Annotated in this window: 30 protein-coding genes; 13 read left to right on the top strand and 17 right to left on the bottom strand. The window is 68.8% G+C overall.

Features of this window, described 5'->3' with window-relative positions:
- The first annotated feature begins 76 nt into the window (after nt 1–76).
- Nucleotides 77–247, top strand: coding sequence for a hypothetical protein (locus NMQ11_RS05270; protein ID WP_255170360.1), 171 nt, complete (start codon nt 77–79; stop codon nt 245–247).
- Here NMQ11_RS05270 and NMQ11_RS05265 read toward each other — a convergent pair.
- The 5 genes from NMQ11_RS05265 to NMQ11_RS05245 form a co-directional block, all read right to left on the bottom strand.
- On the bottom strand, nt 244–1,020 hold the full coding sequence (locus NMQ11_RS05265; RefSeq protein WP_255170359.1) for a guanosine phosphorylase: 777 nt from the start codon (nt 1,018–1,020) through the stop codon (nt 244–246). The genes NMQ11_RS05270 and NMQ11_RS05265 overlap by 4 nt on opposite strands.
- A gap of 55 nt (nt 1,021–1,075) precedes the next feature.
- On the bottom strand, nt 1,076–1,384 hold the full coding sequence (locus NMQ11_RS05260; protein ID WP_255170358.1) for a HalOD1 output domain-containing protein: 309 nt from the start codon (nt 1,382–1,384) through the stop codon (nt 1,076–1,078).
- 141 nt (nt 1,385–1,525) lie between these two features.
- The gene (locus tag NMQ11_RS05255; RefSeq protein WP_255170357.1) at nt 1,526–2,407 is read right to left on the bottom strand and encodes an ATP-dependent ribose-1-phosphate kinase; all 882 of its coding nucleotides are present in this window, start codon (nt 2,405–2,407) and stop codon (nt 1,526–1,528) included.
- Between the two features lie 46 nt (nt 2,408–2,453).
- Nucleotides 2,454–3,275, bottom strand: a complete 822-nt coding sequence (locus NMQ11_RS05250; RefSeq protein WP_255170356.1) for a DUF63 family protein — start codon at nt 3,273–3,275, stop codon at nt 2,454–2,456.
- A 136-nt stretch (nt 3,276–3,411) separates the two neighbouring features.
- Nucleotides 3,412–4,389, bottom strand: a complete 978-nt coding sequence (locus tag NMQ11_RS05245) for a ribose 1,5-bisphosphate isomerase (protein ID WP_255170355.1) — start codon at nt 4,387–4,389, stop codon at nt 3,412–3,414.
- A 72-nt stretch (nt 4,390–4,461) separates the two neighbouring features.
- On the opposite strand from NMQ11_RS05245, the gene deoC reads away from it, so the two are divergent.
- Nucleotides 4,462–5,097: a deoxyribose-phosphate aldolase gene (gene deoC, locus NMQ11_RS05240; protein WP_255170354.1), complete on the top strand. Its 636-nt coding sequence runs from the start codon at nt 4,462–4,464 to the stop codon at nt 5,095–5,097.
- Between the two features lie 2 nt (nt 5,098–5,099).
- On the opposite strand, the gene NMQ11_RS05235 is transcribed toward deoC, so the two are convergent.
- Nucleotides 5,100–6,281, bottom strand: a complete 1,182-nt coding sequence (locus tag NMQ11_RS05235; protein ID WP_255170353.1) for an NAD-binding protein — start codon at nt 6,279–6,281, stop codon at nt 5,100–5,102.
- A gap of 130 nt (nt 6,282–6,411) precedes the next feature.
- Here NMQ11_RS05235 and NMQ11_RS05230 point away from each other — a divergent pair, with 130 nt between their 5' ends.
- The 3 genes from NMQ11_RS05230 to NMQ11_RS05220 are packed head-to-tail and all read left to right on the top strand — an operon-like array spanning nt 6,412 to nt 9,114.
- Complete coding sequence (locus tag NMQ11_RS05230; protein ID WP_255170352.1) at nt 6,412–7,629, top strand: DUF8167 domain-containing protein; 1,218 nt, start codon at nt 6,412–6,414, stop codon at nt 7,627–7,629.
- Entirely contained in the window at nt 7,626–8,804 is a 1,179-nt protein-coding gene (locus tag NMQ11_RS05225; RefSeq protein WP_255170351.1) for a DUF8167 domain-containing protein, read from the top strand. Before NMQ11_RS05230 ends, NMQ11_RS05225 begins: the two co-directional genes overlap by 4 nt.
- A gap of 31 nt (nt 8,805–8,835) precedes the next feature.
- The gene (locus NMQ11_RS05220) at nt 8,836–9,114 is read left to right on the top strand and encodes a ubiquitin-like small modifier protein 1 (RefSeq protein ID WP_255170350.1); all 279 of its coding nucleotides are present in this window, start codon (nt 8,836–8,838) and stop codon (nt 9,112–9,114) included.
- Here NMQ11_RS05220 and NMQ11_RS05215 read toward each other — a convergent pair.
- The 4 genes from NMQ11_RS05215 to NMQ11_RS05200 all read right to left on the bottom strand — a co-directional run bounded on the left by NMQ11_RS05215 (nt 9,111) and on the right by NMQ11_RS05200 (nt 12,779).
- On the bottom strand, nt 9,111–10,175 hold the full coding sequence (locus tag NMQ11_RS05215; protein ID WP_255170349.1) for a zinc-dependent alcohol dehydrogenase family protein: 1,065 nt from the start codon (nt 10,173–10,175) through the stop codon (nt 9,111–9,113). The two genes, NMQ11_RS05220 and NMQ11_RS05215, sit on opposite strands and share 4 nt — an antisense overlap.
- 134 nt (nt 10,176–10,309) lie before the next feature.
- The gene (locus NMQ11_RS05210) at nt 10,310–11,224 is read right to left on the bottom strand and encodes a GNAT family N-acetyltransferase (RefSeq protein ID WP_255170348.1); all 915 of its coding nucleotides are present in this window, start codon (nt 11,222–11,224) and stop codon (nt 10,310–10,312) included.
- A 1-nt stretch (nt 11,225) separates the two neighbouring features.
- Complete coding sequence (gene gatD / locus NMQ11_RS05205) at nt 11,226–12,527, bottom strand: Glu-tRNA(Gln) amidotransferase subunit GatD (RefSeq protein ID WP_255170347.1); 1,302 nt, start codon at nt 12,525–12,527, stop codon at nt 11,226–11,228.
- Nucleotides 12,528–12,578: 51 nt separating this feature from the next.
- Complete coding sequence (locus NMQ11_RS05200) at nt 12,579–12,779, bottom strand: hypothetical protein (RefSeq protein ID WP_255170346.1); 201 nt, start codon at nt 12,777–12,779, stop codon at nt 12,579–12,581.
- A 122-nt stretch (nt 12,780–12,901) separates the two neighbouring features.
- Here NMQ11_RS05200 and NMQ11_RS05195 point away from each other — a divergent pair, with 122 nt between their 5' ends.
- A complete protein-coding gene (locus NMQ11_RS05195) occupies nt 12,902–13,492 on the top strand; it encodes a DUF456 domain-containing protein (RefSeq protein WP_255170345.1) in 591 nt (196 codons plus the stop codon).
- A 9-nt stretch (nt 13,493–13,501) separates the two neighbouring features.
- On the opposite strand, the gene NMQ11_RS05190 is transcribed toward NMQ11_RS05195, so the two are convergent.
- Complete coding sequence (locus NMQ11_RS05190; RefSeq protein ID WP_255170344.1) at nt 13,502–14,161, bottom strand: ArsR/SmtB family transcription factor; 660 nt, start codon at nt 14,159–14,161, stop codon at nt 13,502–13,504.
- Between the two features lie 61 nt (nt 14,162–14,222).
- On the bottom strand, nt 14,223–14,978 hold the full coding sequence (locus tag NMQ11_RS05185; protein WP_255170343.1) for a hypothetical protein: 756 nt from the start codon (nt 14,976–14,978) through the stop codon (nt 14,223–14,225).
- Between the two features lie 368 nt (nt 14,979–15,346).
- On the opposite strand from NMQ11_RS05185, the gene NMQ11_RS05180 reads away from it, so the two are divergent.
- The 4 genes from NMQ11_RS05180 (at nt 15,347) to NMQ11_RS05165 (ending at nt 18,754) form a co-directional block, all read left to right on the top strand.
- Nucleotides 15,347–15,721: a DUF5802 family protein gene (locus NMQ11_RS05180; RefSeq protein WP_255170342.1), complete on the top strand. Its 375-nt coding sequence runs from the start codon at nt 15,347–15,349 to the stop codon at nt 15,719–15,721.
- 28 nt (nt 15,722–15,749) lie between these two features.
- The gene (locus NMQ11_RS05175) at nt 15,750–16,643 is read left to right on the top strand and encodes a Vms1/Ankzf1 family peptidyl-tRNA hydrolase (RefSeq protein WP_255170341.1); all 894 of its coding nucleotides are present in this window, start codon (nt 15,750–15,752) and stop codon (nt 16,641–16,643) included.
- Between the two features lie 63 nt (nt 16,644–16,706).
- The gene (locus tag NMQ11_RS05170; protein WP_255170340.1) at nt 16,707–17,717 is read left to right on the top strand and encodes an N-acetyltransferase DgcN family protein; all 1,011 of its coding nucleotides are present in this window, start codon (nt 16,707–16,709) and stop codon (nt 17,715–17,717) included.
- Complete coding sequence (locus tag NMQ11_RS05165) at nt 17,714–18,754, top strand: dipeptide epimerase (protein ID WP_255170339.1); 1,041 nt, start codon at nt 17,714–17,716, stop codon at nt 18,752–18,754. Before NMQ11_RS05170 ends, NMQ11_RS05165 begins: the two co-directional genes overlap by 4 nt.
- Before the next feature lie 20 nt (nt 18,755–18,774).
- On the opposite strand, the gene NMQ11_RS05160 is transcribed toward NMQ11_RS05165, so the two are convergent.
- Complete coding sequence (locus NMQ11_RS05160) at nt 18,775–19,812, bottom strand: DUF7972 family membrane protein (RefSeq protein WP_255170338.1); 1,038 nt, start codon at nt 19,810–19,812, stop codon at nt 18,775–18,777.
- Between the two features lie 131 nt (nt 19,813–19,943).
- The gene (locus tag NMQ11_RS05155) at nt 19,944–21,020 is read right to left on the bottom strand and encodes a DUF7972 family membrane protein (protein ID WP_255170337.1); all 1,077 of its coding nucleotides are present in this window, start codon (nt 21,018–21,020) and stop codon (nt 19,944–19,946) included.
- A 148-nt stretch (nt 21,021–21,168) separates the two neighbouring features.
- Here NMQ11_RS05155 and NMQ11_RS05150 point away from each other — a divergent pair, with 148 nt between their 5' ends.
- The gene (locus NMQ11_RS05150; RefSeq protein WP_255170336.1) at nt 21,169–21,666 is read left to right on the top strand and encodes an FxLYD domain-containing protein; all 498 of its coding nucleotides are present in this window, start codon (nt 21,169–21,171) and stop codon (nt 21,664–21,666) included.
- A gap of 46 nt (nt 21,667–21,712) precedes the next feature.
- On the opposite strand, the gene NMQ11_RS05145 is transcribed toward NMQ11_RS05150, so the two are convergent.
- A complete protein-coding gene (locus tag NMQ11_RS05145) occupies nt 21,713–22,285 on the bottom strand; it encodes a cupredoxin domain-containing protein (RefSeq protein ID WP_255170335.1) in 573 nt (190 codons plus the stop codon).
- A gap of 152 nt (nt 22,286–22,437) precedes the next feature.
- Here NMQ11_RS05145 and NMQ11_RS05140 point away from each other — a divergent pair, with 152 nt between their 5' ends.
- Nucleotides 22,438–23,013, top strand: coding sequence for an HPP family protein (locus NMQ11_RS05140; RefSeq protein WP_255170334.1), 576 nt, complete (start codon nt 22,438–22,440; stop codon nt 23,011–23,013).
- Nucleotides 23,014–23,143: 130 nt separating this feature from the next.
- Here NMQ11_RS05140 and NMQ11_RS05135 read toward each other — a convergent pair whose 3' ends face one another.
- Nucleotides 23,144–23,965: a PspA/IM30 family protein gene (locus tag NMQ11_RS05135; RefSeq protein WP_255170333.1), complete on the bottom strand. Its 822-nt coding sequence runs from the start codon at nt 23,963–23,965 to the stop codon at nt 23,144–23,146.
- A 119-nt stretch (nt 23,966–24,084) separates the two neighbouring features.
- Between NMQ11_RS05135 and NMQ11_RS05130 the strand changes: the two genes are divergently transcribed.
- A complete protein-coding gene (locus tag NMQ11_RS05130) occupies nt 24,085–24,690 on the top strand; it encodes an alpha/beta hydrolase (protein ID WP_255170332.1) in 606 nt (201 codons plus the stop codon).
- On the opposite strand, the gene NMQ11_RS05125 is transcribed toward NMQ11_RS05130, so the two are convergent.
- Entirely contained in the window at nt 24,687–25,607 is a 921-nt protein-coding gene (locus NMQ11_RS05125; protein WP_255170331.1) for a hypothetical protein, read from the bottom strand. The genes NMQ11_RS05130 and NMQ11_RS05125 overlap by 4 nt on opposite strands.
- Between the last annotated feature and the right edge of the window lie 111 nt (nt 25,608–25,718).

The following is a 25,718-nucleotide window of genomic DNA, read 5'->3' as shown; positions in this document are numbered from 1 at the left end:
GGCGGGGGTGAGGCTGAGGCTACGCGTGGCGACTGCAAGCCGACCGCTTTCTGCCGTCCCCGTGGCCGGTCCGGCCATGTCGGTCGACGTAACGCGCCACGAGCCCGACGACGACCCGCCGTGGATCGAAGCCGAGCACGAGGGCGCCCGCTACGAGTATCAGATCGTCGGCGAGGATCGCCTGCAGCTGACCGCGACCGGCGGGAGCGAGCTGCCTCTTTCGCGTCGTTATCGCTGCGTGTGCTAGAGCCGGGTCGCGGCCTCGAGCGTGATGTCGATCGCCCGGCCGACGTTGTTCTTCGCCTTCTCGGGGAGTTCGTCGTCCTCGGTGTCAGTCCCCTTCTGGGTCCCCTTCACGAGGTTGCCGTCGACGGTACAGATCGCGCCGGCGCGAAGGCCCTTGCGGCGGGTCAGTGAGAACACCGCTGCGGCCTCCATCTCCACCGAGAGCAAGCCCGCGGCCTCCCAGTCGGCGACGGCGTCGTCGCTCTCGGCGTAGTAGGCGTCGTCGCTCGCGATGGGACCGACGTGGACCTCCTCGTCGCCGCTCACGGCTTCGCCGTTCGCGCTTTCCGCGGCCCGTTGGGCCGCGTGTCTCTCCGCAGCGTCCACGAGCGCCGAGAGCACCTCGTAGTCGGGGACGGCGGGGTACTCGACGGCCTCGTAGCGCTTCGAGGTCCCCTCGTTCTTCGCGGCACCGGTCGCGACGACCATGTCGCCGATCTCGACGTCCGCCTGGAGCGCACCGGTGGTGCCGACGCGGACGAACGTCTCGACGCCGACGTTCGAGAGCTCCTCGACGGCGATGGCCGCGGAGGGACAGCCGATCCCAGTCGAACAGACCGTCAGCTCCCGATCGCCGTAGGTGGCGTTAACGACCTTGTACTCGCGGTTCTGAGCGATCGTTTCGGCGTCGTCGCAGTGGCCGGCGATCCGATCGACTCGGCCGGGGTCGCCGGGGATGAGTGCGATGTCGTGGACGTCACCGTCGTCGACCAGCAGGTGGGGCTGGGTTGCCATGTGCGCGGCTTTTGCGGGCGGTGGGAAAAAAGGTCCGTTCGCCGCCGTGGACCGATCAGGCGTTCGGGTACACCTGAACGCTCTCGTTTCGGACGACGACGGTGAGCCCGTCGACCTCGAACCGGATCCGACCGCCGGGCCGGCCCTGTCCGTCGTACCTGTCGGCGAACAGGGCGTCGAGCGCCTCGGGATCGATGTAGTCGTACAGCCGCGTGGTCGCGGCCGTCACGTCGTTACCACGGAACTGAGCGACCGCGGTGGCGACGGCGACGCTCGGTGGTTCGTTCTCGTCTCGTTCGTATCGGACGCGCTTACGGAACCCCCCGTCTTCGATGTCGAATCCGCCGGTAGCTTGCTTGTTCATGGCTCTCCGTCACGTTTCCGTGACTTTCTATTCTGAGTACCAACGGCGTCGCCCATATATCTACCGTCAGACGACACCCGATGAGAACGAGACGGCCGGTAGACGGCGTATCTGTCCCGATCGATCACGACCGACTGCCGATCAGCACTGGGTCTCGAGGAACTCCCGGACGCGCGCGGTCGACGGCGCGCTCCGTGCCCCCTTCCGGGCCGCTGCGAGCGCGCCGCAGGCGTTGGCGTACTCGAGGGCGCGCTCGAGGTCGTCGGTCCGCAGCGTCGTGGCGATGAAGCCGGCCGCAAAGGCGTCGCCGGCGCCCGTCGTGTCGACGGCCTCGACGTCGAAGCCGGGGTGGCTGTACGAGCCGTCGGGCGTGTGGATCTCCGCACCGTCGCCGCCGTGTTTGATCACGACGATCCGGTTGCTGAAGTCGGAGTCGGCGTACTCCTCCTCGAGCATCGCCTCGACCTCGAGGCTGTTCGCGAAGATCACGTCGGCGCACGCGAGCGCCTCGCCGTAGTCGCGCTCGCCCAGCCGGCGACCCGGGTCGAAGCTGACGGTGACGCCCGCGTCGCTGGCGGTGCGGGCGATTTCGGCCGCGGTGTCGGGGCGCTGGCTTGTCAGGTGGACGTGGTCGGCCGACCGGATCCGGTCGCCGTCGACGTGGTGGGGCTCGACCGCCTCGTTGACGCCGTCGTTGCCGAGTACCGACACCTCGCCGTCGTCGTCGACGAGCAGGTACTTGACCGCGGTGTCGGCGTTCTCGACCACCCGGAGCCCCTCGAGGGAGACGCCCGCGGCCTCGAGTTCGCGCCTGGCAAGCAGGCCGTTGTCGTCGTCGCCGACGCTCCCGATCAGGCCGGTGTCACGGGAGAGACCGGCGAGGGCGACGGCGACGTTGGCGGCGCTCCCGCCGCCGGACTGGCGCTGTGAGCGGATCGACGCTTCCCCATCGGGCTCGGGCAACCTGTCGACGCGGAGGGTCACGTCCCAGTTGACGTGTCCCGCGGTGAGCACGGTAACCATCGGCGATACGTCGAGTCGACGACCCCCGGAAGCAAAACCCTGACGTCTACGTTACGGTGAACAGGAGGACGTTGTGGGTGCCGGGGCCGAGGCCGACGGCGGCGACCAGCGCGAGCACTACGCGGGCCCGTCGGGGCTCCTCGCGCACGAAGTCGGTGAACAGCCAGACGACGAACACGGCGAGGGCGACCTTGAGGAGGGCGAACAGCCAGCCGGCGCCGACGTACTCGTAGGTCGGGAGCGCCTCGGCGGCCTCGAGGATCATCCGGGAGGCCGGCACCTCCTCGGCGGCGCCGAGGAGGTCGTAGCCGATCCCCGTCGAGACGCCGTCGAGCGCCTGTCCGAAGACGACGAGCGCGCCTGTGAGGCCGGTGACGGCGGCGACCTCGGTCGCCCAGAGACCGAGTGCGATCCAGACCAGCGCGGTGAGGATCCCGGCGACGACGACCGAGATCACCGGCCAGAACGGCGTGAACGAACCCAGCTCCCAGCCGATAAACAGCGTAAACATCGCGAACACGGAGAAAAAGCCGGTGCCGACGATCCCCACGACGCGCTCGATCGAGCGCTGGAGCCCCGCGGCGTAGAGAAAACAGGCGAGGATCCAGACGATCCCCGCGACGACCGCCGTCGTCAGGTACACCGTCGGGGAGCCGAACAGCTCCGCGAGGTGCGAGGGATAGGCCTCGAGGCGGTAGAGGACGTGTAACGCCGAGCCGAGCATCATCCAGGGGGCGAAGGCGATGACGGTTCGGTCGGTCACCGGCGGCTCGAGCACCCACAGCAGCGCCACGACCCCGATCAGTACGAGCACCAGCGGTACGAGCACGTACCACGGCGGGAGGAGGAACCCATCAGGTAACACCATAGGCCGAAATGGCTCAGAGCAGTGACTAACCGTTTCCGGTTGCTTTCGCCCCGGTTCGCCGCCGGCGCGGACGGCCGCATCGGTGCGTCGCCCGCCCGGTCGCCCGCCGGTCCGGCGTGCACCGCCGCCGTCGCGCTCAGCGCTCCCAGGGCTCGGCCGTCGTCTCCCCGAACAGTTCGCGCATGAGCATCACGATGCTCTCCGGGGGGTACTGTCCCCGCTCGGTGACGATCGCGTCGACGTGTCGGGGCGGCGTGACGTCGAATGCGGGGTTCTCGACGACGAGCGCGTCGTCGGGGTCGCCGGCGGCGATCTCGGCGCGCTCGCTCTCGGAGAGTACCTCCCGCTCGTCGCGCATCTCGATCTCGACGGTGTGGCCGGTCATCGTGTCGGGGTGGAGCTTGATCGTCTGGGCGGCGACCATCACCGGCACGCCGCGCTCGCGGGCGTTGACGGCGAGCCCGCTGGTGCCGATCTTGTTGATGACGCTGCCGTCGGCCGCGATGCTGTCTGCGCCGACGAGGACGTGGTTCGCCTCGTCCAGGTAGCGCCGGGCGGCGTTGTCGACGACGAGGGTGACCGGGACGCCCATCTCGCGGAGCTGTTCGGCCGTGATGTGGCCCTGCTTTCGCGGCCGGGTCTCCTTGACGATCGCCTCGATGTGTTTGCCGTCTGCGAGGGCGGCCTCGACGCAAGAGAGGGCGTCCGTCGAGTGACAGTGAGTCATCACCACGTCGCCGTCGCGGAGGCGATTCGCGCCGACCTCGCCGAGGGTTTCCTGGGCCTGCTCCAGATCCCGCTGGAACCGCTCGGCCTGCGCGATCGTCGACGACCGCAGGGCGGCGACGGTCTCCCCGTCCATTCCGCGCAGAACGTACCGGAGCGCGTTTGGCAAGCTCACCGCCGTCGGCCGGGTTTCGTACAGCTCCGCGGCGGCCGCGCGAAGCTCCGCCCGGAACGCCGCGGGCGTCTCGGCCTCGCTCTCGGTCGCCTGGGTCGCGAGCGCCCCGGCGGCCGCGCTCGCGATCGTCGCCGCACCGCGAACCTCCATCTCGGCGATGTCCGTCGCCGTCGCCCGAACGTCGGGTGTGATCGCGGGCTGGTCGTCGGTCATACCCGAGGGTTCGTCACCAGGGCCTAAAAGCAACCGGACGGGTTTTTACCCGTCCGGTGAGACGACAGCGACATGCACCGACAGGAGCTCGCCCCGATGATCGATCACACCGTCCTCGGCCCGGAGACCACGCTCGAGGACGTACACGAGGTACTGGACGCCGCCGCCGAGTACGGCATGAACGCCTGCATCCCGCCGTGTTACCTCGAGGAGGCCGTCACGTCCGCCCCCGAGGTGACGATCGCGACCGTGGTCGGCTTCCCCCACGGCCAGAACGACCACGACGTCAAGCGCCGCGAGGGCGTCCTCGCCTGGAAAGCCGGCGCGGACGAACTCGACGTCGTGATCAACGTCGGCCGGCTTCGGGCGGGAGAGGACGAGGCCGTCGCTGCCGAACTCGAGGAGCTCGTCGCCGCGGTGCCGATCCCGGTGAAGGTGATCATCGAGACCGCACTGCTCTCCGACGACGAGAAACACCGTGCGTGCGAGGCCGCGCTCGCCGCCGACGCGGCGATGGTGAAGACCTCGACCGGGTTCGCCGACGGGGGCGCGACCCTCGAGGACGTTTCCCTGATGAGCGAGTACCTCCCCGTGAAGGCCAGCGGCGGCGTCGGCAGCTACGCGGACGCACTCGAGATGATCGACGCGGGCGCCGAGCGAATCGGCGCCTCGAGCGGCGTCGAGATCCTCGAGGGCGCTCCCGAGTAACGCTACTCGTCTTTCAGAAGACTCGAGACGACCGGCGACTCGTCCGCGCCGAGCGCCGACTGCACGAGCAGGTGTCCGCCCAGTTCCGAGAGGCTGACCACGTCGTCGGCGCCCGCGCGCTCGAGCTTGCGGGTGTTCTCGCGGTCGGTCGCCGCCGTGACGATGCGGACGTCCGGGCGGAGCTCTCGAGCCGTCAACACCGCGAGGGCGTCCTGGGCGTCGTCGTCCGTCGCGACGAGGACGGCCCGCGCGGTCGCGATCTTGCCGCGACGGAGCGGCTCCTCGTCGCTGGGGTTCGCGTTCAGGACGCTGACACTTCGGTCTCTGAGTTCCGATCCCGCGGTCTCGTCTCGGGTGACGACCAGAAACGGGATGTCGGCGGTGTCGAGTTCGTTCACGATCGGTTCGGTGAGATCCCCGTAGCCGAGGACGAGGACGTGGTCGTCTAAGAGTTCGAGTTCTGAGTCGGTCATCATTCCGAGTGTTTTCGAGATCCGCGCTTGGATCGCCGGGCCGACGAGCGCCCCGATGGCGATACCGAAGCTCGCCACCCCGAGGACGACGACGGACATGGTGAACAGCTGCGCCTGCTCGGTCTCCGGTCCGATGTCGCCGTAGCCGACGGTGCTCGAGGTGATCAGCGTGAAGTAAAAGGCGTCGAGCAGGTGGTCGATGCCGTCGAACTGCTCGCGCAGCGCGAACGCGCCGAAGGTGCCGTAGGCCTGGACGCCGACCAGCGCGCCGCCGGCGGCGAGCTGGGTCGTCGACAGCGAGAGCTGTCGGTCGAAGCGCCTGCGCGAGAGCAGGAGCGTCGGCAGCGAGATCAGCGAGAGGACGACCAGCGGTAGCGAGTACTGGCTCGCCTGCAACAGCCCCTGAACCGCCGTCAGCGGCAACAGCAGGAACGTCGCCCACCAGCCGGCTCGCAGTCCCCGCCTGAGCGCGAGCGCGCTGCCGACCATCAGGAAGCCGGTCAGCGCGCCGGTGAACCCGACCGCCTCCTGGACGGCCAGGGGGACGTGGGGTGCGATGGGCCCGAAGTCGGCGGCCTCCTGCTCGATGTTGAGGACGCCCGTCGCGACCGACAGGAGCGCGACGAGCAGCGCCAGCCCGACGGCTGCGCGGGTCGTGACGACCCACCGCCAGTTTTCGGGCAGTCGCTCGATCACCCGTTCGCCGACCATACCCACGACTCCGACAGGCCGGTAGTAAACGCCTTCGCCTCCGACAGCCCGTGTGACGGCGTCTCGAGGGGCGTTCGAGCCCGGCGCTTCGGTCGGTACTGGTTTACCGATCGCCTGCGACCGACCCACAATGACCTCGCTTCCGGTCGAGGTGCTCCTCGGCATCTACCTCGGGCTGTTGACCGGCATCGTCCCGGCGCTCGTCGCCGGGACGCTCGGCTTTCTCGTCCGCTACGTCACCGGCGTCTCGCTACCCGGCTTCGGTGTGGTCGTCCTCGCGCTCTCGATCGCCAGCGTTCAGGGTGGGCTGCTCGGCCTCGTCGAACCGACGATCACCCAGTCGCCGCGGCTGCTCGTCGCCGTCCTCGTCGTTCTCATGCTCGCGCTGTACGCCCACAGCCAGGGCGACAGGCTGGGTGGCGAACTCCCGCGGCGGGTCTCGCTGACGGAGATCCGCAGGCGGACGCTTTCGGCGGACGTCGTCGAAACCGTCGGCGGTATCGGCCAGGTGACGGTTCGCCCCCTCGGGGAGATCCGCGACGTCGAAGGGTATCCGCCGCTCCCGTCGGCGCTCCGGGCGAGCATCCGCGAAGACTCCTGGCGGCTGCCCGCCGACCTCCCGCTGTCGGAACTCGAGGTCCGACTCGCCGAGCGGCTGCGAACGGCGTACGACCTCGCCGACGTCTCGGTCTCGATCGACGAGCGGGGTCGGGCGACGATCGCCGCCGCGCCACCGTCGGGCGGGCTCTCGCGGCGGATTTCCGGGGGGTATCGAGCGGTTTCCCTCGAGACGCTGGTCCCGACGGGACTCGCTTCCGGCGACGAAGTTACCGTTCGCGCAGACGTCGGCACGATCGACGGAACGGTACTCAGCGCGCACGGGGCGGCCGACGAACCGACGGCCGCGCCGCCCGTCGAACCGGTCGAGGCCGCCCCGGAGAGCGACCACCCGGCGGTCCGGAGCGCGACCGGCGCGAACGCGAGCGACGGCGGGGCCGGTCGGCTGACGATCGTCGTGCCCGACGGCGACGTCGAACGACTGCTCGAGGCGGGCATCGATCGGGTCGTCGTCCAGTCGAGGGGGACGAGCCCGGAGCTTCGGGCGCTCTCGCTGCTGAAACGCGGCGGCCGGAGCGTTCGTCGCCTGACGGTCGGTGACGGAGCCGCCGTCGACGCGAGCGACGGCGTGACCGTCCTCGCTCGCCGGCGGCGGGACGCGGCCGACGGCTCGAGTCCCGAGTGGGCGTTCGGCCGCGACGTCGAAGCCGGTCTCGAGGCGGGGGACGAACTCGTCGTCGCGGGACGTCCGACGGCCCTCGAGGCGGCCGCCGAGAGGTGGGGCCGATGACGGCCGTCGCCGCGGCGGCGCCGTCGACCCTCGCGCAGGTCTCGACGTCGCTGCTGCTCGACGCGGTCGTCCGCATCGTCGGCTTCGGCGCACTCGCCGGTGGAACGGCCGCGGGCGCGGCGGTCGCCTACCGCTGGTACAGCGCCGAGGAGATCCCGGAGGGGGTCGCGGTGCTGCTCGGTATCTCGACGGTCGCCCTCTGGTTGAACACGAAGAGCGCCCTCGGGGACGCGATCATCGGCGACACGCCGCTGCTCGACCCCGGAACGGCGGTGTACACCGTTACCGCGTTCGCGGCCAGCGCCATCGCCGCAGACGGCGGCCGCCGCCTCGGAAACGCCCTCGCCGTCGACCTCGTCGCCGGAAGCGCGCCGCGGACGGTCGACGACGTGAGCCAGCTCGTCCGCTCGGCCGGACGCGTCGTCGCCGTCGAACTGCCGGCGACGATCGACGACGCCGACGGCTACGACCCCGTCGACGAGTCGACGCGGGTGACGCTCGCGGGCAAGACGCTGCTGTTCCCGCGGCGGCTCACCGACGAGGAGCGCCGACAGCGGCTGGTGGCGCGCCTCGAGCGCGACTACGGGATCGACCACGTCGCGGTCGACCTCGCGGCCGACGGAACGGTCGAGCGCCTCGCCGTCGGCAGCAAGCCCGCCGGGATCGGTCCGACGCTCGCGCCGGGGACCGTGGCGGTCGCGCTCGAGGCCGACCCGGCTCCCGACGCCAGCCCCGGCGACGCGGTGGAGGTGTGGTCACACCCCGCGGGCGGTCGGCGCCCCGTCCGGTTGACGACGGCCGAACTGCGGGCGGCGGCGGGCGACGTCGCGACCGTCGCCCTCGACGCGGCGGCCGTCGAGGCGCTCGAGCGACCGGGGGCGGACGCGACAGAGCCGGGGGAGTCGGCGCCGTACCGCCTCGTCACCCGCCCCGGCTCGCGCGGGGGCGGCCGAGAGTTCGTCTCGCTCCTCCGGGCTGCGGACGAGGCGGTCGCGGCGGTGACGGTCGACGGCTCGCTGGCCGGCGAGACGGTCGCGGGGGTTCCGGGGCTCGTGCTCGCGATCGACCGCGCCGGCGACGCCGTTGCGCTCCCGGCCGCCGACCACCGCCTCGAGTCGGGCGACGTCGCGTTCGTCCTCGGTCGCCCGGACGCCTTCGAGGGGCGAGAGCGGTAGCTACTTGCCGTCGGCGCGGGTAGCGCCGCCTATGGAGTGGAAGCTGTTCGCCGACCTCGCCGAACACGCCGACGGCCGCCACGTCACCGTCGACGTCGAGCATGGCGAGACGGTCGGAGACGCGCTCGAGGCGCTGCTCGAGGACCGACCCGCCCTCGAAGACCGCGTCCTCGACGAGGAGGGGGCGTTGCGCTCACAGATCAACGTGCTCCGCAACGGCAAGGACGTCCGGAGCCAGGAGGCGGGCCTCGAGACGGAACTCGAGGCGGGCGACGAACTGGCGCTGTTTCCGCCGGTCAGCGGCGGTTAGAACCGGGTGACGACTTCGAACCCTCGAGTGTCGTACTCGCTCATCGCCGCCAGCCGGTCGGAGACTTCCTCGAGCGTCACGCGACGGGTGACGAGCGCGCCCGGGTCGAGGGCGCCGGACTCGAGCATCCCCAGGAGTTCGTCGTAGCGCGAGGGCGGCATTCCGCGCGAGCCGAGAACGGAGACGTCCCAGCGGGTGATCTCGTCGACCGGGAGGGCGACCTCGCCGCGCTCGGCGTCGGTCGTCAGCCCCACCTGTACGTGGGTGCCGCGGGGGCGCAGGCAGTCGACACTGTTTCGACAGGTCTCGGCCCGGCCGAGACAGTCGAGAGAGACGTGCGCGCCGCCGTCCGTACTCGACTCGATGGCGGCCGGCACGTCCTCGTCGGCGCCGTTCACCGTCGCTTCGGCCCCGACGGCGGCGGCCAGCTCGAGGGGCTCCTCCCGGATGTCGACCGCGATCACGCGGGCACCGAGCGCGCTCGCGATCTGGACCGCCGCCAGGCCGAGGCCGCCACAGCCGTGGACGGCGACCCAGTCGCCGCCGGCGAGGTCGGCGCGGTGGGCGAGCGCGTGAAACGCCGTCACGTACCGACAGCCGAGCGCGGCGACGGCCTCCGGTTCGACGCCGTCGGGGAGGTGGACCGCGTTGAACTCGGCGTGGGGGACGTGGACCCGTTCTGCGAAGGCGCCGGGAACCGCGGGCTCGAATCCGAGGGCGTAACCGTCGGTGCAGACGTTTCCGTGGCCGTTTCGACACTGGTGGCAGGTGCCGTCGCCGAGGTTGAACGGCACCGCGACCCGGTCGCCGGGCGCGAGACGGGTTTCGTCCACTCGCTCGCCCACTTCGAGCACCCGTCCGGCGGGTTCGTGGCCGAGGATCTGTCCCAGCGGGACCCGGTCGTCGGCCCACTCGCCGTGGCCCTGCCAGGCGTGCCAGTCGCTCCGGCAGACGCCGCAGGCCTCGACCTCGATCACCGCGCCGTCGGGGGCGGGTTCGGGTGATTCGACCTCTTCGATCGAGAGCGGTTCGCCGTAGGACTCGAGAATCGCTGCGCGCATACGACCGTCTCCGCACCGGTCGGAGGTAACTGTTCGCCAGCCGGCGGTGCTCGGTCATACGGATCTTGTAACGTGCTCCCGGTGATCGCTTGACCGGGGCGGCGATCACCGGTACAGAATCACAGCAGGCCGTGTCAGGCCTCGGTGAGGTCGATGCCGAGGACGAAATCTGGCTCCTCCGAGATCCCCTCGGCGACCAGCGAGGCGTCGCTGACGAAGCCGACGGTCTCGGGGATCAACACACGAACCCGGTCGGCGCCGAGCGTCGCCGCGTCCCGAGCGATCGCCGCGAACAGCGAGCGGGCGGCCTCGAGGCCGTCCCAGGCGCCGACGCCGTACTCGACCCAGGTGACGATCGCGCCGTCGTCGGTTCGGCGCTCGTACTCGCGGGTCCGGTAGCTCGCCCCGGCGACGCCGTCGTCGCCGTGGACCGCGAACACCGCGGTCTCCTCGCCGACCGTCGCGAGGATTTCGCGGGTGAGTTCACAGACCGCCCAGCTCTCCTCGGGCGAGAGCGCGACCCCCCGGAGGTGGTCGCGGGCGGGGCTGTCGGCCCAGTAGCGCCACGCGGCCGCGGGGTCGTTCGAAACCGGGAGCGGGCCGTCCGCGTCGGGATCGGGGTCGGGCTGCGCCCACCGAAACTCGGTGACGGGCTCGAAGCCGCCGGCTCGAGCCGCCCCCAGGGCCGCGACGTTCCACGAGTAGGTCATGATCCGGCCGACGGTCGCCCCCTGATCGCGGGCCCACTCGAAGCAGGCGTCGTTGAGCCGCGTGCTTACCCCCTGGCGGCGGTAGTCGGCGTTGACGCGCATCCCCTGGAACCAGGCCTCCTCGGGCGAGAGCATCACGGCCTGGACGATCCCCGCGAGTTCGTCGCCGGCGTCGGCGACGAACGTCCGCTTGGTGTCGTCGTCGGCGTCCTCGAGCCAGTCGTGGTAGACGCGGTGGAGGTAGTCGCCGCCGTGGTCGGGCCAGACGGTTTCGGAGACGGATTTGACCGCCTCGTAGTCGTCGTGGGTCGCCCGACGGATCTCGAGTCCGGCGGCCATCTCACTCCCAGGGCCGCGAGCGCTCCTGGATCTCGCCGGCCAGCGACGTCGCCATCGCCTCCTCGACGTCGTCGGCGTTCGCGAGCGCCCACATCAGCTTGACCTTCGCGGTTCCGGGCAGGGTGTCCTCGCCCTCGAGGACGCCCGCCTCGAGCAGGTCGCGACCCGTGTCGTACACCCGGTCACAGACCCGCCCCTCGAGACACTGGCTGGTCATCACGACCGTCGTCCCGCCGTCGATCAGCTCCGCAACCTGCGGAATCAGGTCGGTGTGGACGTGGCCGAGGCCGGTTCCCTCGAGCACCAGCCCCGCCTTCCCTTCGGCGGCGTCGAGGAACGCGGGGTCCATCCCGGGCGTGAACTTCAGGAGTTCGACGTCCGCCTCGAGGTCGGGTTCGACGGAGAGTTCGACAGAGTCGCGTTCGCGGTATTCTCGGCGGAAGGACACCGCCTCGGTCTCGCGGCTCGCCGCCGCTCGACTTTTCGAGGCCCTCTGGGCCTCGCATGCCTCGTAGTCGACCTCGCCCAGCGGCTCGGCGCCGACGGTCTCGAAGGCGTCCCGCCGAGAGGTGTGGTTCTTGCGGACTCGAGTGCCCCGGTGGAGCGCGCAGACGTCGTCGGACTCCGTGGCGTGCATACAGACGAGCACCTCCGCGCAGTCGCTCTTGGCGGCCTCGACGGCGCAAACCGCGTTCATGACGTTGTCCGAGGAGGGCCGGTCGGCCGAGCGCTGGCTGCCGGTGAAGACGATCGGAACCGGCGTCTCGAGCATGAAGGAGAGCGCCGCCGCCGAGTACTGCATCGTGTCGGTGCCGTGCATGACGACGACGCCGTCGGCGCCGGCGTCGATCTCCGCCGCGACCGCGTCGGCGAGCTCCCGCCAGATCGGCGGTTCCATGTTCTCAGAAAGGATGTTTGCGACGACCCGCCCGCGGTAGTTCGCCCGGCCGGCGAGATCGGGCACCGCGCGGAGGACGTCTTCCGCGTCGAACTGCGCCGTCACCGCGCCGGTTCGGTAGTCGACCGTCGACGCGATCGTCCCGCCGGTCGAGATGAGCGCGATCGTGGGGAGGTCGTCGTCGAACTCGACCGCAGAGCCGCTCTCGTCGCTCTGGCCGCTCTCGATCCGGTAGACGTTCTCCTCGAGCACCTCGAGGGAGACTTCCTCGCGGTCGACGCCGACGTTGTACCCGCCCTCGAGTTTCACCACGAGGTGGTCGTCGGTGGTCGAGGGGAGCAACACGCCCTCGTAGGACCCGTCTGCGCCCTCGAGCCGGACGCGATCTCCGGGGTTCGCTGTCATGCGTTTCGGTTGCGCGCGGTCGGACTTGAAAGCACGCTTTCGAACCGCCGATCAGGCCCCGAAGAACCCGAAGAGGGTGACGAGGAGCCCGAGTGTGATCACGACGCCCGCGAACAGGGCGGTGAGCAGCCGAACGTAGGTGGCGATTTCGTCGGGCATCTCGGTCCGGGGCAGGAGTCGTTTGGCCCCGTAGAGGATCCCCACGCCGAGAGCGACGACGCCGGCGCCGACTGCGACCGTTCCGACGTTCATTGAGGTGCGTACGCGACGAGCGCAAAAAAGCGACGGTGGTTCCGACGAGGACCGGCCGGCTCGCGCGACGATCCAGTTGGTATGCCGAAAGGACCATGGGTGTCGCCCCCATCGAGTCACGTATGAGCGACCGCTCGGACGAGGTCACGACGACCCGGGAGCCGGGTTCGACCGACGATCTCCTCGAGGAAACCGACCGGCTGCTGTCTGGTCCGGAGTCGGGCGCGGAGCCGCAGTCGCGGTCGACCGCGACGTCCCCACCCGGGGACGCGACTGGCGACTCGGCCGCCGACACGGCCGAGTCGACCGGCCTCGGCGCGCGCGTTCGGTCGCGACTCCCCACACGGACGGGGTCGTCACGGCGTTCTCTCGGGTACTACTTCTCCCCGAAGGCGTTTCTCGCGCTGGCCGGCGTCCTCGGCGTCGGTCTGTTCGTCGGCGACCTCGTCGTTCCCTTCGCTGGCGGCCTGCTCGGCGCGCTCGCGGTCGCGTTTCTCGTCGGGCTGCTCACCTCGAGACGGCGGTATCTCGAGGTCGCACTCGCCGGCGTTGCGGCCGGCGGGCTCTCGACGCTGTTCAGTCACCCGATACCGGCGGTCGCCGGCTCCTGGCAGGCCGTTTTCGCCGTCGGCGCGGTCGTCGGGATCGTGGCCGCGCTGGCGGGGTACTACTTCGGCCGCGACCTGCGAGACGGCCTCTCGCGGGAGATCTGACCTTCCGACTCACTCGCTCGTCGCGAGCTCCCAGCCCCGCTCGGTCCGGGTGACGATCCCCTCGTCGGCCATCGTCTCGAGCAGGTCGGCGACGACCTCCCGGGGGGCGTCGATCTCCTGGCTGAGCGCCGTCACTCCCTGTGGTTCTTCGCGGATCTTCGCAAGCAAGTCGGCGTAGATTCGGCTCTCCGGGCCGGTTCCGACCGTTTCTGAGATCCGATCGAGTACGTCACACAGTCGCCCCTGGACCCACCGCTGGGCCAGCGAGAGCTCGTTCTCGAGCTGTTCCATCCGCTTGAGCGTGCTCAACAGCTCGTCGAGTTCGTCCGTCTCGTCGTAGCTGATGTCGAGCGAGAGGTGCCGACAGGTGGTGATGTCGAAGCTGTTGTTCGACGGATAGGCGCTCTTGCTCGCGAAGCCGTACGGCGAGACGTTCACCTCGAGGCGAACGTTCCGCGCGATGTGGAAGTACTTGCGCCGCTGGTCGTCGGTGTGGCTCTCGACTAAGCCGGCGTCCTCGAGCTTCCTGAGGTGCTCGATGACGGCTTTCGGACTGACGCCGAGGTACTCGGAGATCTCGGTGACGTAACAGGGCTTCCGCGCCAGTAACCGCAGGATTCGTCGCCGGTTTTCGTTTCCGAGCAGATCCAGCAACGCAGCGGAGTCCATCTATCCGACGTTGGCGATGAGTGCTGAAAAGGGTGTCTCTCGGCGTTCCGCAGAGCGCGGCTCACTCGCTCTCGGCGGAATCGTTCTCGCTCTCGACGGCGTCGCTTTCCTCGACGTCTAGCTCGCCGTCTACCGTCCCGCCGCTATCGCCGTCGACGCCGTCTCCGTCTACCGTTTCGCCGCCACCGCCGCCGGCGTCGGTGTCGCCCGACTGTCCGGGCGGGGTGTCTCCCTGTCCGGGCGCGGCGTCACCCTGGCCGAGCGAGAACTCGATGCCGATCAGGTCGCCGGCCCGCGTGGTGATCTCGCTGGTAGCGAGGGACATCGCGTTCGTCCGGAGGTCGACGATGGCGTCCGTTCCGACGCCGGACTCGTTCGCCCGCGGCTCGGCCTGGTCGATCGCGTTCTCGAGGGCGGAGATCTGGACCGCGAGCCGGGTCAGCCGCGCTTCGTACGCTGCGGGGTTCATCTCCTCTTCGCGCTCTTCGATCTCGGCGTACTCGCGCTCGAGCGAGGTGAGGCGCTGCTCGAGGTGTGAGGTGCGGTCCGAGACGATCTCGCCGCGGCGGTCCTCCGGCGCGTTCTCGTAGGCCGCGTCGAACATCCGCGTGTCGACGGCGTGGTCGGCGCCGGCGGCGCTGGTCTGCATGAACTCGGAGATCTCGGTTCCCATCGACGTCTCCCGCGGTTCGTCGCTGTCGTTGTCGCTCGGCTCGTCGGTGACGCCCGTCACGACCGCCGCGCTGGCGATCGGGGCGACGGTGAGCCCGAGGACAGCGACGACCACGACGAACGCCGTGGCACGGAATGTACTCATTACCTACCGGCTACCGGCGAATAGCTTAAAAAGGCGGACCTTCGTTCGGATCGTTTACCTGTCGGGCGCGACCGTTCAGATCCGTTTGGAGCGTTCACACCCCACCACCGTCTCTCGGTTTGTCCGTTCTCGAGACGGGGGCGACCCGCCTCGGAAACGGCGGGTGTGCGAACGGACACGAACAGTCACACACTCGTCCGGAGCGAGGTTGGGGGTCGTATAGACGACGAAACAGTCGGTTTCGAACGTGATAATTTCGTGGTTAGGGTGTCCGTTGACGCCGGCCGGCCGGATCACGCTATCACAACCCGTCGAGGGGTGACAGGGGCAGAATAGTTATACCGGTGTGTGACGTGAGTTGACGTACCATGTTCGAACGATTTTCGAACAGCTACTATCTCGGACGACTCTACGTGACTCCCACGACCGGTCCCCACGCCGTGATGCAGCGCGAACAGCACGAGCGCATCAACGAGGAAGTGTACGCCACCGGCTCGGGCATCGAACGGCTCGACGAACCCCTGGTCATGAAACTCGAGTCGGGTCACTTCGCGGTCCACGGCGACGACTCGGTCCCCGCGAACACGCTCGCGCTCCCCGAATCCCTCCTCGAGGGAACCCGGATTCGAAACCCGCCGACGCTCCGCGAGGTGTTCCTCGCACGCCGGGAGCGCGCACGACAGCTCCTCGAGTTCGCCGGGGTCGGCCACGGCGACGACGAGTTCCCCAACGCCGGAACGTAAAAGTAGCCCCGCTTCACGTTTCCGGTCGATGATAGACGAGCTGCTCGGCCGCGCCTCGCTCAAGGAGCGAATCGCCGACCTCGAAGACGAGAACGAGCGGTTGCGAAACCGGTACGAGGCGGAGTCCGAGCGCCGATCCGACGCGGTAACTGCCAGACAGGAAGCTGAGGAGCGCCAGAACCGCCTCGAAGACCGCATCGCCCAGCTCGAGGGCGAACTCGAGCGCCGGGAGGACGACGACGGCGAACTCGAGTTCCGCCGTCACGAGCGCCTGCGGGGCGGCCGACTCGAGGAGGTCCTCGACCGGCTCGAGTCGTTCCGAACCGGCCCCGAGGGCGCGCTGACGGCGAGCGTCTCCGGGGCGGTTCCGGACGACCTCTCGGAGGCGCTCGGGGAGCGGGCGCGGCTGCTCGCCGATCTCGACGCCTGTCTGGTCTGTGCCGACGATGCGGGGCTCGTCTCCGTCGCCCTCGAGCCGCCGCTGTCGCCGGACCTCGAGGCGACCTGGAGCGACCGGTTCGAACTCGAGCGGGAGTGGTTCGCGCCGGCGGGGCGACACGCGGTCGCGCTCGTCCGCGCCGACCTGTTCGCGCTCGGGGTGTACGACGGCGACGAGCGCGTCGACTACCGCGGGTTCGAGAGCGACGTGAAGGGAAACCACTCCAAGGGCGGCTTCTCCCAGGCTCGCTTCGAGCGCATCCGCGACGACCAGATCGACGACCATCTCGACCGCTGCCGGGCGGCGATCGACGAGTACGGGGGCGAACGGCTGTACCTCGTCGGCCAGCGCGGGGTCGTCGACACCCTCGCTGCGGACGTCGACCCCCTGGCGACGGCCGCCGTCGACGCGACGGGCGCACCGAAGTCGGCACTCGAGGACGCGGTCCGGTCGTTCTGGCGGACCGACCTTTACGTGCTCTGACCCGTTCTGGTCGACGCTGCCGGTGCGTTTACCCTTAAGTAGCCGCTCTCCTTTTGGCAAGCTATGAGCATCGCGATCCTCGCGCACGAACTGTTTCCCGACGCCGCCAAAACCGGCATCGGCGTCCTCAGGTACGGCGACTACGACGTCGAAGCGGTCCTCGACCGCGAGAACGCGGGCGGCCGCGTCTCGGAGTTCGTCCCGGACGTACAGGACGCCCCGATCGTCGCCGGCATGGACGACGTCGGCGAGGTGGACGCGCTGTTAATCGGCATCTCCCCGATCGGCGGCGCGTTCGAGGAGAGCTGGCGCGAGGACGTTCGGACCGCCCTCGAGCGCGGCTGCGACGTCATCTCGGGGCTGCACTACTTCCTCGAAGACGACGAGGAGTTCGCCGCTCTCGCCGCCGAGAACGACTGCGAGCTCTGGGACGTCCGCAAACCCCACGACGACCTGTCGGTGAGCCAGGGAATCGCGAACGAGGTCGACGCCGAGGTGATCCTCACCGTCGGCACCGACTGTTCGGTCGGCAAGATGACCGTCTCGATGGAACTCGCTCGCACCGCGAGGGAGGCGGGCCACGACGCGATCGTGATCCCGACCGGCCAGACCGGCATCATGATCGAGGGGTGGGGGAACCCGATCGACCGCGTCGTCAGCGACTTCACCGCGGGCGCGGTCGAGGAGATGATCCTCGAGAAGGGCGACGAGCACGACTACCTCTTCGTCGAGGGCCAGGGAAGCATCGTCCACCCCGCTTACTCCGGCGTGACCTGCGGCATCCTTCACGGGGCGATGCCAGACTCACTCGTTCTCTGTCACAAGGCCGGCAAAGAGCGAATCAACGCCTACGAGTCGGTTCCGGTGCCGCCGATGGAGACCTGCGTCGACCTCTACGAGGGACTCGCCGAACCGGTCCACCCCGCCCGCGTCTACGCGGGCGCGCTCAACACCTACGGGATGGACGACGAGGAAGCCCGGGCGGCCGTCGAGGCGTTCGAGGCGGAACTCGGCGCTCCCGCGACCGACCCCGTCCGCTTCGACGCCGCCGAGATCCTGGAGGCGGTTCTATGAGCCTCGAGACCTCCTTCGAGCGCGTCTCGCTGCCTCTCGAGTACCCGTTTACGATCTCCCGGGGGACCCAGACGGCGGCGGAGCTCGTCACCGTCGAGATCGAAGACGACGCCGGAAACGTCGGGATCGGCGGTGCCGGTCCCTCGGCTCACTACGGCGAGACGGCGGCGACCGTCGAGGCCGTCCTGCCCGACCTGCTTGCCGTCGTCGAGGAGGTCGGCGATCCCCACGCCCTCGAGCGGATCGAGCGGCGAATGCGACACACGATCGAGCGCAACCCGGCCGCCCGCTGTGCGGTGAGCATCGCGCTCCACGACCTGGCGGCGAAACAGCTCGAGGTACCGCTGTACCGCTACTGGGGGCTCGATCCGACCGACACCGTCGAGTCATCCTACACGATCGGGATCGACGACACCGAGACGATGCGCGAGAAGACCGAGGAGGCCGTCGAGCGGGGGTACGGCACCCTGAAGGTCAAACTCGGCACCGACCGCGACGAGGAGATCGTTCGCACCATCCGCGAGGTCGCCCCGGACGTCCGCCTCTACGTCGACGCCAACGAGGCGTGGACGCCGCGAGAGGCCGTCTCGATGATCGACTCGCTCGTCGAGTACGACCTCGAGTTCGTCGAACAGCCCGTCGCCGCCGAGAACCCCGAGGGGCTGCGATACGTCTACGAGCGCGCGGCGCTCCCGATCGCCGCCGACGAGTCCTGCATCACGCTCGAGGACATCCCCCAGATCGCAGACCGCTGTGACATCGCGAACTTGAAACTGATGAAGTGCGGGGGGCTGCGGGAGGCGCTGCGGATGATCCACACGGCCCGCGCCCACGGCCTGCAGGTGATGTGCGGCTGTATGTCCGAATCGAACGCCTCGATCGCCGGCGCGGCCCACCTCGCCCCGCTGCTCGACTACGCCGACCTCGACGGCTCGCTGTTGCTCGCCGAGGACGTCTACGACGGCGTCGGGATGCCCGGCGGCCGGATCGACCTGGCGAGCCTCGAGCGAAACGGCACTGGCGCGGTCCCCGAGTAGGGGACCTCCCTCGCCGCGGCTCAGTCCCACTCGATCTCCTCGCCGCGGCTCGAGTCTCGGAGGATGAACGGGCCGATCGCCAGGGTGCGCTTCGCCATCGTGGCGATCCGAAGGACGAACGCGATCAGGAGCAGAAACGGGATCACGGCGATCGTCGCGGTCGCAACGGAGACCCAGACGACGGTGTCGACGCCAAGTACCGTCCCGGTGACGGCCTCCGCGTCGAAGAACAGCAGCATCGAGATCGCCACGATCAGTGCGGGCACCGAGACGTACATCATCGCCCGCGAGAGGTTGATCAGCTCCCACTGGAAGTAGAGCGTCTTGAAGTGCTCGCGGGCGAGTCCGAACAGCTTCAGGGACTCGAGCAGCCCGTCGTAGGCGTCCTTGGCTTCGTCGGTGAACGAGTCGGCGTGCGCGTTTCTGATCCGCCGGGCGCGGAAGATCTTCCAGGAGTAGTTGTAGTCGAGCGCCGCCTTGACGACGTCGTAGGTGCCGAACTGGGCGTCCTCGAGGTCGTCTCGGATCTCGTCGGCGTGAGTGGTGAGGTTGTCGACGAAGTCGTCGACGCGCTCTTCGAACTCCTCGTCACGGCTGTCGTCGACGGCGTCGCGAAACTCGTCCGCGCGGTCCTGGGAGGCGCTGATGATCGCTCGCACGAACGCCGCCGGCTCCGGCGGACTGATCGGCGCGTCGATCACGTCCTCGACGTCGTCGTGGAACTCGAGCGAGCCCTCGAGGCGCTCGCGCTGGTCGTCGACGGCGCCGAGTTCCTGGGAGAGCACGAGCTGGTTGATCGTCAGCACGAGCGTGACGCCGGTGATCAGGGCGGTCACGAGCGCCTGGAAGAGGAAGTGAACCGGCTCCTTTTCGCCCATGAGGGCCCGCAGCGAGACGGGGCTCACCTGGCTGAGAATCAGCAAGCCCACGAAGACGAAGGCCACGAGGAGAGCGGTAACGAGCCACCGGTTCGCGTTGAGGAGGAACCAGTGCTTCCACGCCGAATCCTGGCTTCGCTCGGCCATCGTGTCGCCGGGCTGTGAACTGTCGCTGCTCATCGGGTTCGTTCGACGGTATGGTACTGTGCGTGAAGTATCCCCGCCCGGCGATCGTCACCGACGGCGTGCGGGTAGGCGCAAACCTGCCGACTCCCGCCCTCGTTCAGCGGTGTAGCCTGACCGCGACGGGGCTACTCCGAGTGGGCCGACGCTGGCCGCGAGTCGTCGTCGCCGTACTCGACGTCGAACGGCCCTTCCTCTGGGTTCTTCTGTGGGACCATGGGGCCGGTCGACGCCGTTCGGCGCGTCAGCGTCGCCGTCCGGAGGATGAACGCGGTCAGCAACGCCAGCGGCGAGACGACGACCGCGATGAGTCCGCTGACGACGAACGGAAGATAGACGACGCTGATCGAGGGACCGGTGATGTCGCCGTAGACGAACCCGATGAGCATCGCCGCGAGGATCGCCGGGACGCCACAGTAGATCGTGAGCTGGGAAAACCGGGTGAGCTCTCGCTGCAGGTACGTCGTTTTGAAGTGTTCTCGGGCGATGTCCAGCATTTTGAACGCCTCGATAAGATTCTCGAGCGATTCGTGCGCCTCCTCGGACAGCTCGTCGCTGTGGCGCTCCCGGAGGTGCTCGGCGACGTACAGGTGCCAGGACTCGTCGTAGCTGATCGTCGCCGAGACGGTGCTGAACGTTCCGAACGTCGACTCTTTCAGCACCCTGTCGATGTGTTCGGTGCTCTCCGTGACGTCCTCGACGTACTGCTGGATCACCTCTCTGACGTCGTCGTCGTGATCCTCGGCGACTTCTTCCAGGTCGGTGGCCCGGTCGTAGATCGCCGCCACGAGGAGCTCGAGTAGCCGCGTCGGCGAGGCCGGGCTCGCCGGAACCGACGAGACCTCCGCCACCTCTTCGCGGAAGGAGAGCACCCCCTCGAGTTGTTCTCTGGCCTCGCCCGCGGCGGTGAATTCCCGCGAGAGGATGAGCTGGTTGATCGAGACGACGAGGGTTACCAGCGAGAACGTGCCGGCGATCATCCCGCCGGCCAGGCGGGTGATCGAATCGTCGTTGACGAAGGAGATAACGCCCAATTCACCCAGCCCGAGAAAGAGGAAGAACGTCGCGACCGAGATGACGGCCGCGACGAAGAGCCGGTCGGCTTTGACCAGTATCCAGTCCTGACTCCGGGACAGCAGGCTCGGCTGTCTCCCGACGTTCGCACCGAACGATGTCAGACTATCGTCTTCTCCGGACGACCCCATATTCCAGCTTCGAGGTATGCCGCAATAAGGTCAGGCATTGCATACGTCGCCCGCCGGATACGGCAGGGTTCAGACTGATATGCGCTCGTCTCGTGGATCTACGTATGGTCGGTACTGATAATTACCCTCGTCTACACTGCCGGTCAAAATGAGACGAACCGAACCGTCGAGTCGTCGGTACGTCCTCGGGTTGCTCGGCACGAGCGCGGCGGCGGTTTTCGCAGGCTGCAGCGACGTCGTCGGAGATAACGCGCCGACGTACGTCGAGGGAACCGTCGAGGATGCCGGCGACGAGGAACGATCGCCCGAAGAGATGGTCGCAGCCGAGGCGCTCGCCGAACAGGAGGTGAACGAGGGTATCACCGAACTCGACGCGCTCTCGCTCGTCGATCACGAGTTCGTCATCGAGGACGACTTTCGGGGGCCGACCGTCCAGGGAACCGTCGAAAACGTCGGCGACGACCGGATCCAGCTGCTCGAGGTCCGCGTCCGGGTGTACAACGACGACGGCGAACTCCTGGGTCGGTACCTGGACGTCGGCGGCGACCTCGACGCGGGCGATCGCTGGGCGTTCGAGGTCGTCCTCCTCGAGTCCCCGGCCGAGATCGATCGCTACGAGATCGCCGTCCTCGGCACGCCGGCCTGACCACTCACTCCGTTTCCGACCCGGAGCCGAACGCGACGGTCGGCTCTCAGGGGAGGGTCACGGAATCGTCGTGTTCTTCCTCCAGCATCGAACGCACCCGCTCGTTGCGCTCCTCGAGCGCCGCGATCGCTGCCTCGGGACGGTCGTCGTCCGGGGGCTCGAGCGCCAGCGCCTCGTTCGGATCCGGCCAGCCGACGACGATGCTGCCGACCATCCCGTCTCCCTCGTGTCGCGTACAGACGTAGTCGTAGACGCCCTCGACGTCCAAGACGAGGTCGAACGAGTCTTCCGAGGAGAGCGGACCGCTTTCCCACGGATCGGCTCCGTCTGGAATCCGCTGCTGGTCGCCGTGGGTATCCGGGTGGTACGCGGTTGCGTCGTGCGTCTCGCCGTCGGCGACCCACTCGACCGTGCCGCCGTCGACGAGGTGGACGACGGGCGGATCGACACTCGCATCGGTTCCGGGACCCTCGAGTCGAACTTCGACGTAAGGCTCCGGGTCGCCTAAATAGGGGTCGTCCGCGCCGGGATCCTCGCCGATGCAGCCGGCGAGCCCGGTCGTGAGGAGCGTGCCGCTGGCGACTAGCAATCGCCGCCGCGTCTTCCGTCGCTCGTTCATCGAGTATCCCTTCGTGGTCCCCCCGAAAAAGAACGCGGTACCGGGTTCGACCGCTCGCCAACCGGCTCCGACGGATCCGTTCTGACCACCCGGCCGAGAATCAACAGCAGTAGGAGCGCTTTTGTCGGTACGCGGTGTCGCTCGTACCACGCGTGCGAGACTCCGACGAGACCACCGCGGACTCCGGCCGCGATTTCGACCTTAGAGACGAATACAGTGCGACGGTCAACGTTTTTCTGCACTTCTCGATTCTCGGACTGATTACGCTCGTAACCGGCCGCCCGTTCCTGTTTCCGAGCCTGGGACCGTCGGCGTACCTGATGGCGACCGGCGAGCAGCCCAGAGCCGAGGGGGCGTACCACGTCATCGGCGGCCACGCGGTGGCGGTCGCCGCCGGGCTGATCGCCTACGCGCTCGTCGGCAACGAGGTCAGCGCGTACGTCGTGTTCGACCGGCCCGATATCGCGTTCAGCTGGGAGCTCATTTACCTCTCGGCGAGCGCGACGCTCGCGATGATGCTGACCACGACCACGATGCTGCTAACGAAGACGAACCACGCCGCCGCGTGTGCGACGACGCTGATCATCGCGCTCGGGCTGATGGGCGGCCTCGAGGACGCCCTTATCATCGTCGTCGCCGTCGCCATCCTGTGGTACTTCCACGATCGAGTGATCTCGACGCTCGCCGAGCGCTACGGGTTCAAACCGCGGGACGCCAGGGAGGAGTAACCGGTGACTCGACGCCGTATGGCGCGCCCGTCTTCGAGAGGCGGCCCGTCTTCCGATCGGGAGAAACGTTCCGCCAGCCGTCCGTTCACGGGCCGAAAAAACCGGTACGAGTTCGCACGCTCCGGGACGGTTACGTGTTCTCCTCTTCCTGCAGCTCCGCGAGTTCCGCCTCGACGTCCTCGTCGTCGACCTCTTCCTCGAGGTCCTCGAGATCGGCCTCAACCTCCTCGGTCTCCTCGACGTCGGCGTCCGCCTCGACTCCCATCTCGGACTTCAGCGTCTCGAGTTCGGCTTCGACGCCGCTGTCGGTCGACAGCTCCTCGAGTTCGCGGTCGATCGTGTCCTTGTCCGACAGCACGTCCTCGAACGCGCCGGATTCGTGGAGTTCGTCGAGCGCGGCCGCGCGCGCCTCCATGTCCTCGGTGCGCTCCTCCGCGCGCTCGATGGCGCGGCCGACGTCCTCGAACTCCTCGCCGGTCGCGGTCATCGCCTCCGACACGGTGGAACTCGCTTCCGCGGCCTCGTACCGGGCCTTCATCGTCTCCTTCTTGGTCCGGAACTCCTCGATGCGGCTCTGGAGTTCGTCTTTCTGCTCGATCAACCGATCCTGCTGGTTCTGCAGGTCGGAGATCTGGCGCTCCAGATCTTCGATCTGGTTCATCTTCGTCTTCTTCTTCTCGAGGGCCTTGCGCGCGAGATCCTCCCGGCCCTGCTGGACCGCGGTGCGGGCCTGGCCGTTGTGTTTCTCGACGTTCTCCTCGAGGCGGCGCTTTTGCATCTCGAGGCGCTTTTTCTGCGTGGTGAGGTCGGCGATGCCGCGTTTGACCTGCTGGAGCTGATCGCGCATCTGCTCGTAGGAGTAATCGAGCGTCTGCGTCGGATCCTCGGCCCGGTTCAAGATCGAATTGATCTTCGACCGGATGACGTACGACGTCCGAGAGAGGATACCCATACTATGTACGTGTCGTTCGTACCCCTTAAAAACATCACTTCCTCAACAGTCCGGGAGACGGCGGGGCGGTTCGCGGTCGACGCGGACGATTAATGGAGTCGGGGCGGCGAGTGTGGGACATGACCGACGTAGCAGTTCCCGGTGCGCGCGACGTCCGCGGGAGTCTCGCGGACCCCGATAGCGATTCGATCGTCGTCGCCTGCCCGCCCCACCCCCGGCAGGGCGGCCACCGCGGCGACCGTCGGCTCGTCGCCGTCGCCGACACGCTGTCCGAACGCGGGGTCGCCTGTCTGCGCTTCGACTACGGCGAGTGGGACGAGGGGTACGGCGAGCGCGAGGACGCCCGAAACGCGATCCGCTGGGCGGCCGACCGCTACGACCGCGTCGGCGTCTTCGGCTTCAGTTTCGGCTCCGCGCAGGCGATCCTGGCGGGTGCGACCGTCGACCGCGACGTTCGGGCGGTTTCGGCGCTCGCACCGCCCGACCGGCTCGCTCCCGACCTCGAGGTCGTGCCGGCGCTCGACCGCCTCGCCTGTCCCGTTCAGGTCTGCTACGGCGAGCGGGACTCGACGGTGAACTGGGAGCCGGTGGTCTCGCGGGCGCGGGAGCTCGGCCTCGCGGTCCACGCGCTCCCGGCGGATCACTTCTTCGTCGGCCAGCACGACAAGGTCGCGGCGACGGTGAGCGGGTTTTTCGAGGCGCACCTCGAGTCCGCCGACCGTTAAATCTCCGCGGCTCGGGCCCGCGCCCGGAGCCGCTGGATCGCCTCGAGGGCGGCCTCGGGGTCGTCGATCGCCTCGCGGTCACAGCGGAGGGTGCGAAACCGACGCTGCAGGACGAGTTCGTCGTCGATGAGTTCGACCCCCGAAACGCTCTCCCAGGGAACGAGTTTGCTCGCACGCCCCCTGTCGTACCGGATGCCGCGCTCGTGGGCGCGCAGCTCGCCCCACTGCGCGTCCGACGCGCTGCTCGTGTCGGCCGAGTACCGCTTGCCGCCATACTTCTTCCCGCGGGCGCTCCCCTCGACGTCGAACCAGATCCAGGCGACCACGAGGACGCCTATCGCGATCCAGAGCAGGCCGACCGGGCTTCCGGCGGCGACGCTCGCGGCGCCGCCGGCGAGTACGAAAACGGCCAGCGGAAACCAGACGACGCCGCGGGCGAGGAGGCCCGCCGGTCGGTACGTCCAGACGGCGGCCGGCTCGTCCGCCGTGACCGCCTCGACGAACCGGTTTCGACACAGCCGCTCGAGGCCGAGCGCCGCGACGCCGAGGACGACCGCGAAGCCGACGGCCGCGAGGTAGTACCTGCTCGTGGCCTCGAGCGAGATGACGCGAGGCGCGAGCGCGGCCGCCGCGAAGGCAATCGCCGGCAGGTAACAGCCGAACCGCCACCGACGGGCGCGACCGATCCGTTCGGGGAGGCCGCGGGCTCGCCTGGCGAGGAGGTGACCGGCGATGGTCACCGCAGTGACGACCGTTGGAAACGCCCCGAGCAGCGTTGCCGTCGTCGCGCCGGCGAGCACGCCCGCGAGGACGACGCTCCCGCCGACGGTGAGGCCGAGATAGAAGCCGAACGCGGCCTGGAAGCCGATGTCCGGCGGCTCGACGTCGACGGTCGTCCCGCGGTACTCGAGTGACATACGCGCCGGTACGCGTCGCGGGGTAAAAGTTGTCTGGGTGACGTATCCGCCGGGTCGCGGGTCGGGCTCGAACCGCCGACACTGACAGCCCGTGTCGAACGCCGACCGCTC

Origin of the sequence: Natrononativus amylolyticus, from assembly GCF_024362525.1 — an archaeon.
GTDB lineage: Archaea > Halobacteriota > Halobacteria > Halobacteriales > Natrialbaceae > Natrononativus > Natrononativus amylolyticus.
This window is presented reverse-complemented; position numbering and strand designations above follow the sequence as displayed.

Coding starts and splice junctions, on each gene's coding strand:
- NMQ11_RS05160 (WP_255170338.1), bottom strand. CDS start 19,812: ATGAGCAGCGACAGTTCACAGCCCGGCGACACGATGGCCGAGCGAAGC.
- NMQ11_RS05255 (WP_255170357.1), bottom strand. CDS start 2,407: ATGGTTACCGTGCTCACCGCGGGACACGTCAACTGGGACGTGACCCTC.
- NMQ11_RS05150 (WP_255170336.1), top strand. CDS start 21,169: ATGAGACGAACCGAACCGTCGAGTCGTCGGTACGTCCTCGGGTTGCTC.
- NMQ11_RS05170 (WP_255170340.1), top strand. CDS start 16,707: ATGAGCATCGCGATCCTCGCGCACGAACTGTTTCCCGACGCCGCCAAA.
- deoC (WP_255170354.1), top strand. CDS start 4,462: ATGCACCGACAGGAGCTCGCCCCGATGATCGATCACACCGTCCTCGGC.
- NMQ11_RS05130 (WP_255170332.1), top strand. CDS start 24,085: ATGACCGACGTAGCAGTTCCCGGTGCGCGCGACGTCCGCGGGAGTCTC.
- NMQ11_RS05165 (WP_255170339.1), top strand. CDS start 17,714: ATGAGCCTCGAGACCTCCTTCGAGCGCGTCTCGCTGCCTCTCGAGTAC.
- NMQ11_RS05230 (WP_255170352.1), top strand. CDS start 6,412: ATGACCTCGCTTCCGGTCGAGGTGCTCCTCGGCATCTACCTCGGGCTG.
- NMQ11_RS05235 (WP_255170353.1), bottom strand. CDS start 6,281: ATGGTCGGCGAACGGGTGATCGAGCGACTGCCCGAAAACTGGCGGTGG.
- NMQ11_RS05215 (WP_255170349.1), bottom strand. CDS start 10,175: ATGCGCGCAGCGATTCTCGAGTCCTACGGCGAACCGCTCTCGATCGAA.
- NMQ11_RS05195 (WP_255170345.1), top strand. CDS start 12,902: ATGAGCGACCGCTCGGACGAGGTCACGACGACCCGGGAGCCGGGTTCG.
- NMQ11_RS05185 (WP_255170343.1), bottom strand. CDS start 14,978: ATGAGTACATTCCGTGCCACGGCGTTCGTCGTGGTCGTCGCTGTCCTC.
- NMQ11_RS05155 (WP_255170337.1), bottom strand. CDS start 21,020: ATGGGGTCGTCCGGAGAAGACGATAGTCTGACATCGTTCGGTGCGAAC.
- NMQ11_RS05260 (WP_255170358.1), bottom strand. CDS start 1,384: ATGAACAAGCAAGCTACCGGCGGATTCGACATCGAAGACGGGGGGTTC.
- NMQ11_RS05175 (WP_255170341.1), top strand. CDS start 15,750: ATGATAGACGAGCTGCTCGGCCGCGCCTCGCTCAAGGAGCGAATCGCC.
- NMQ11_RS05250 (WP_255170356.1), bottom strand. CDS start 3,275: ATGGTGTTACCTGATGGGTTCCTCCTCCCGCCGTGGTACGTGCTCGTA.
- NMQ11_RS05270 (WP_255170360.1), top strand. CDS start 77: ATGTCGGTCGACGTAACGCGCCACGAGCCCGACGACGACCCGCCGTGG.
- NMQ11_RS05145 (WP_255170335.1), bottom strand. CDS start 22,285: ATGAACGAGCGACGGAAGACGCGGCGGCGATTGCTAGTCGCCAGCGGC.
- gatD (WP_255170347.1), bottom strand. CDS start 12,527: ATGACAGCGAACCCCGGAGATCGCGTCCGGCTCGAGGGCGCAGACGGG.
- NMQ11_RS05135 (WP_255170333.1), bottom strand. CDS start 23,965: ATGGGTATCCTCTCTCGGACGTCGTACGTCATCCGGTCGAAGATCAAT.
- NMQ11_RS05225 (WP_255170351.1), top strand. CDS start 7,626: ATGACGGCCGTCGCCGCGGCGGCGCCGTCGACCCTCGCGCAGGTCTCG.
- NMQ11_RS05220 (WP_255170350.1), top strand. CDS start 8,836: ATGGAGTGGAAGCTGTTCGCCGACCTCGCCGAACACGCCGACGGCCGC.
- NMQ11_RS05265 (WP_255170359.1), bottom strand. CDS start 1,020: ATGGCAACCCAGCCCCACCTGCTGGTCGACGACGGTGACGTCCACGAC.
- NMQ11_RS05200 (WP_255170346.1), bottom strand. CDS start 12,779: ATGAACGTCGGAACGGTCGCAGTCGGCGCCGGCGTCGTCGCTCTCGGC.
- NMQ11_RS05210 (WP_255170348.1), bottom strand. CDS start 11,224: ATGGCCGCCGGACTCGAGATCCGTCGGGCGACCCACGACGACTACGAG.
- NMQ11_RS05190 (WP_255170344.1), bottom strand. CDS start 14,161: ATGGACTCCGCTGCGTTGCTGGATCTGCTCGGAAACGAAAACCGGCGA.
- NMQ11_RS05180 (WP_255170342.1), top strand. CDS start 15,347: ATGTTCGAACGATTTTCGAACAGCTACTATCTCGGACGACTCTACGTG.
- NMQ11_RS05125 (WP_255170331.1), bottom strand. CDS start 25,607: ATGTCACTCGAGTACCGCGGGACGACCGTCGACGTCGAGCCGCCGGAC.
- NMQ11_RS05245 (WP_255170355.1), bottom strand. CDS start 4,389: ATGACCGACGACCAGCCCGCGATCACACCCGACGTTCGGGCGACGGCG.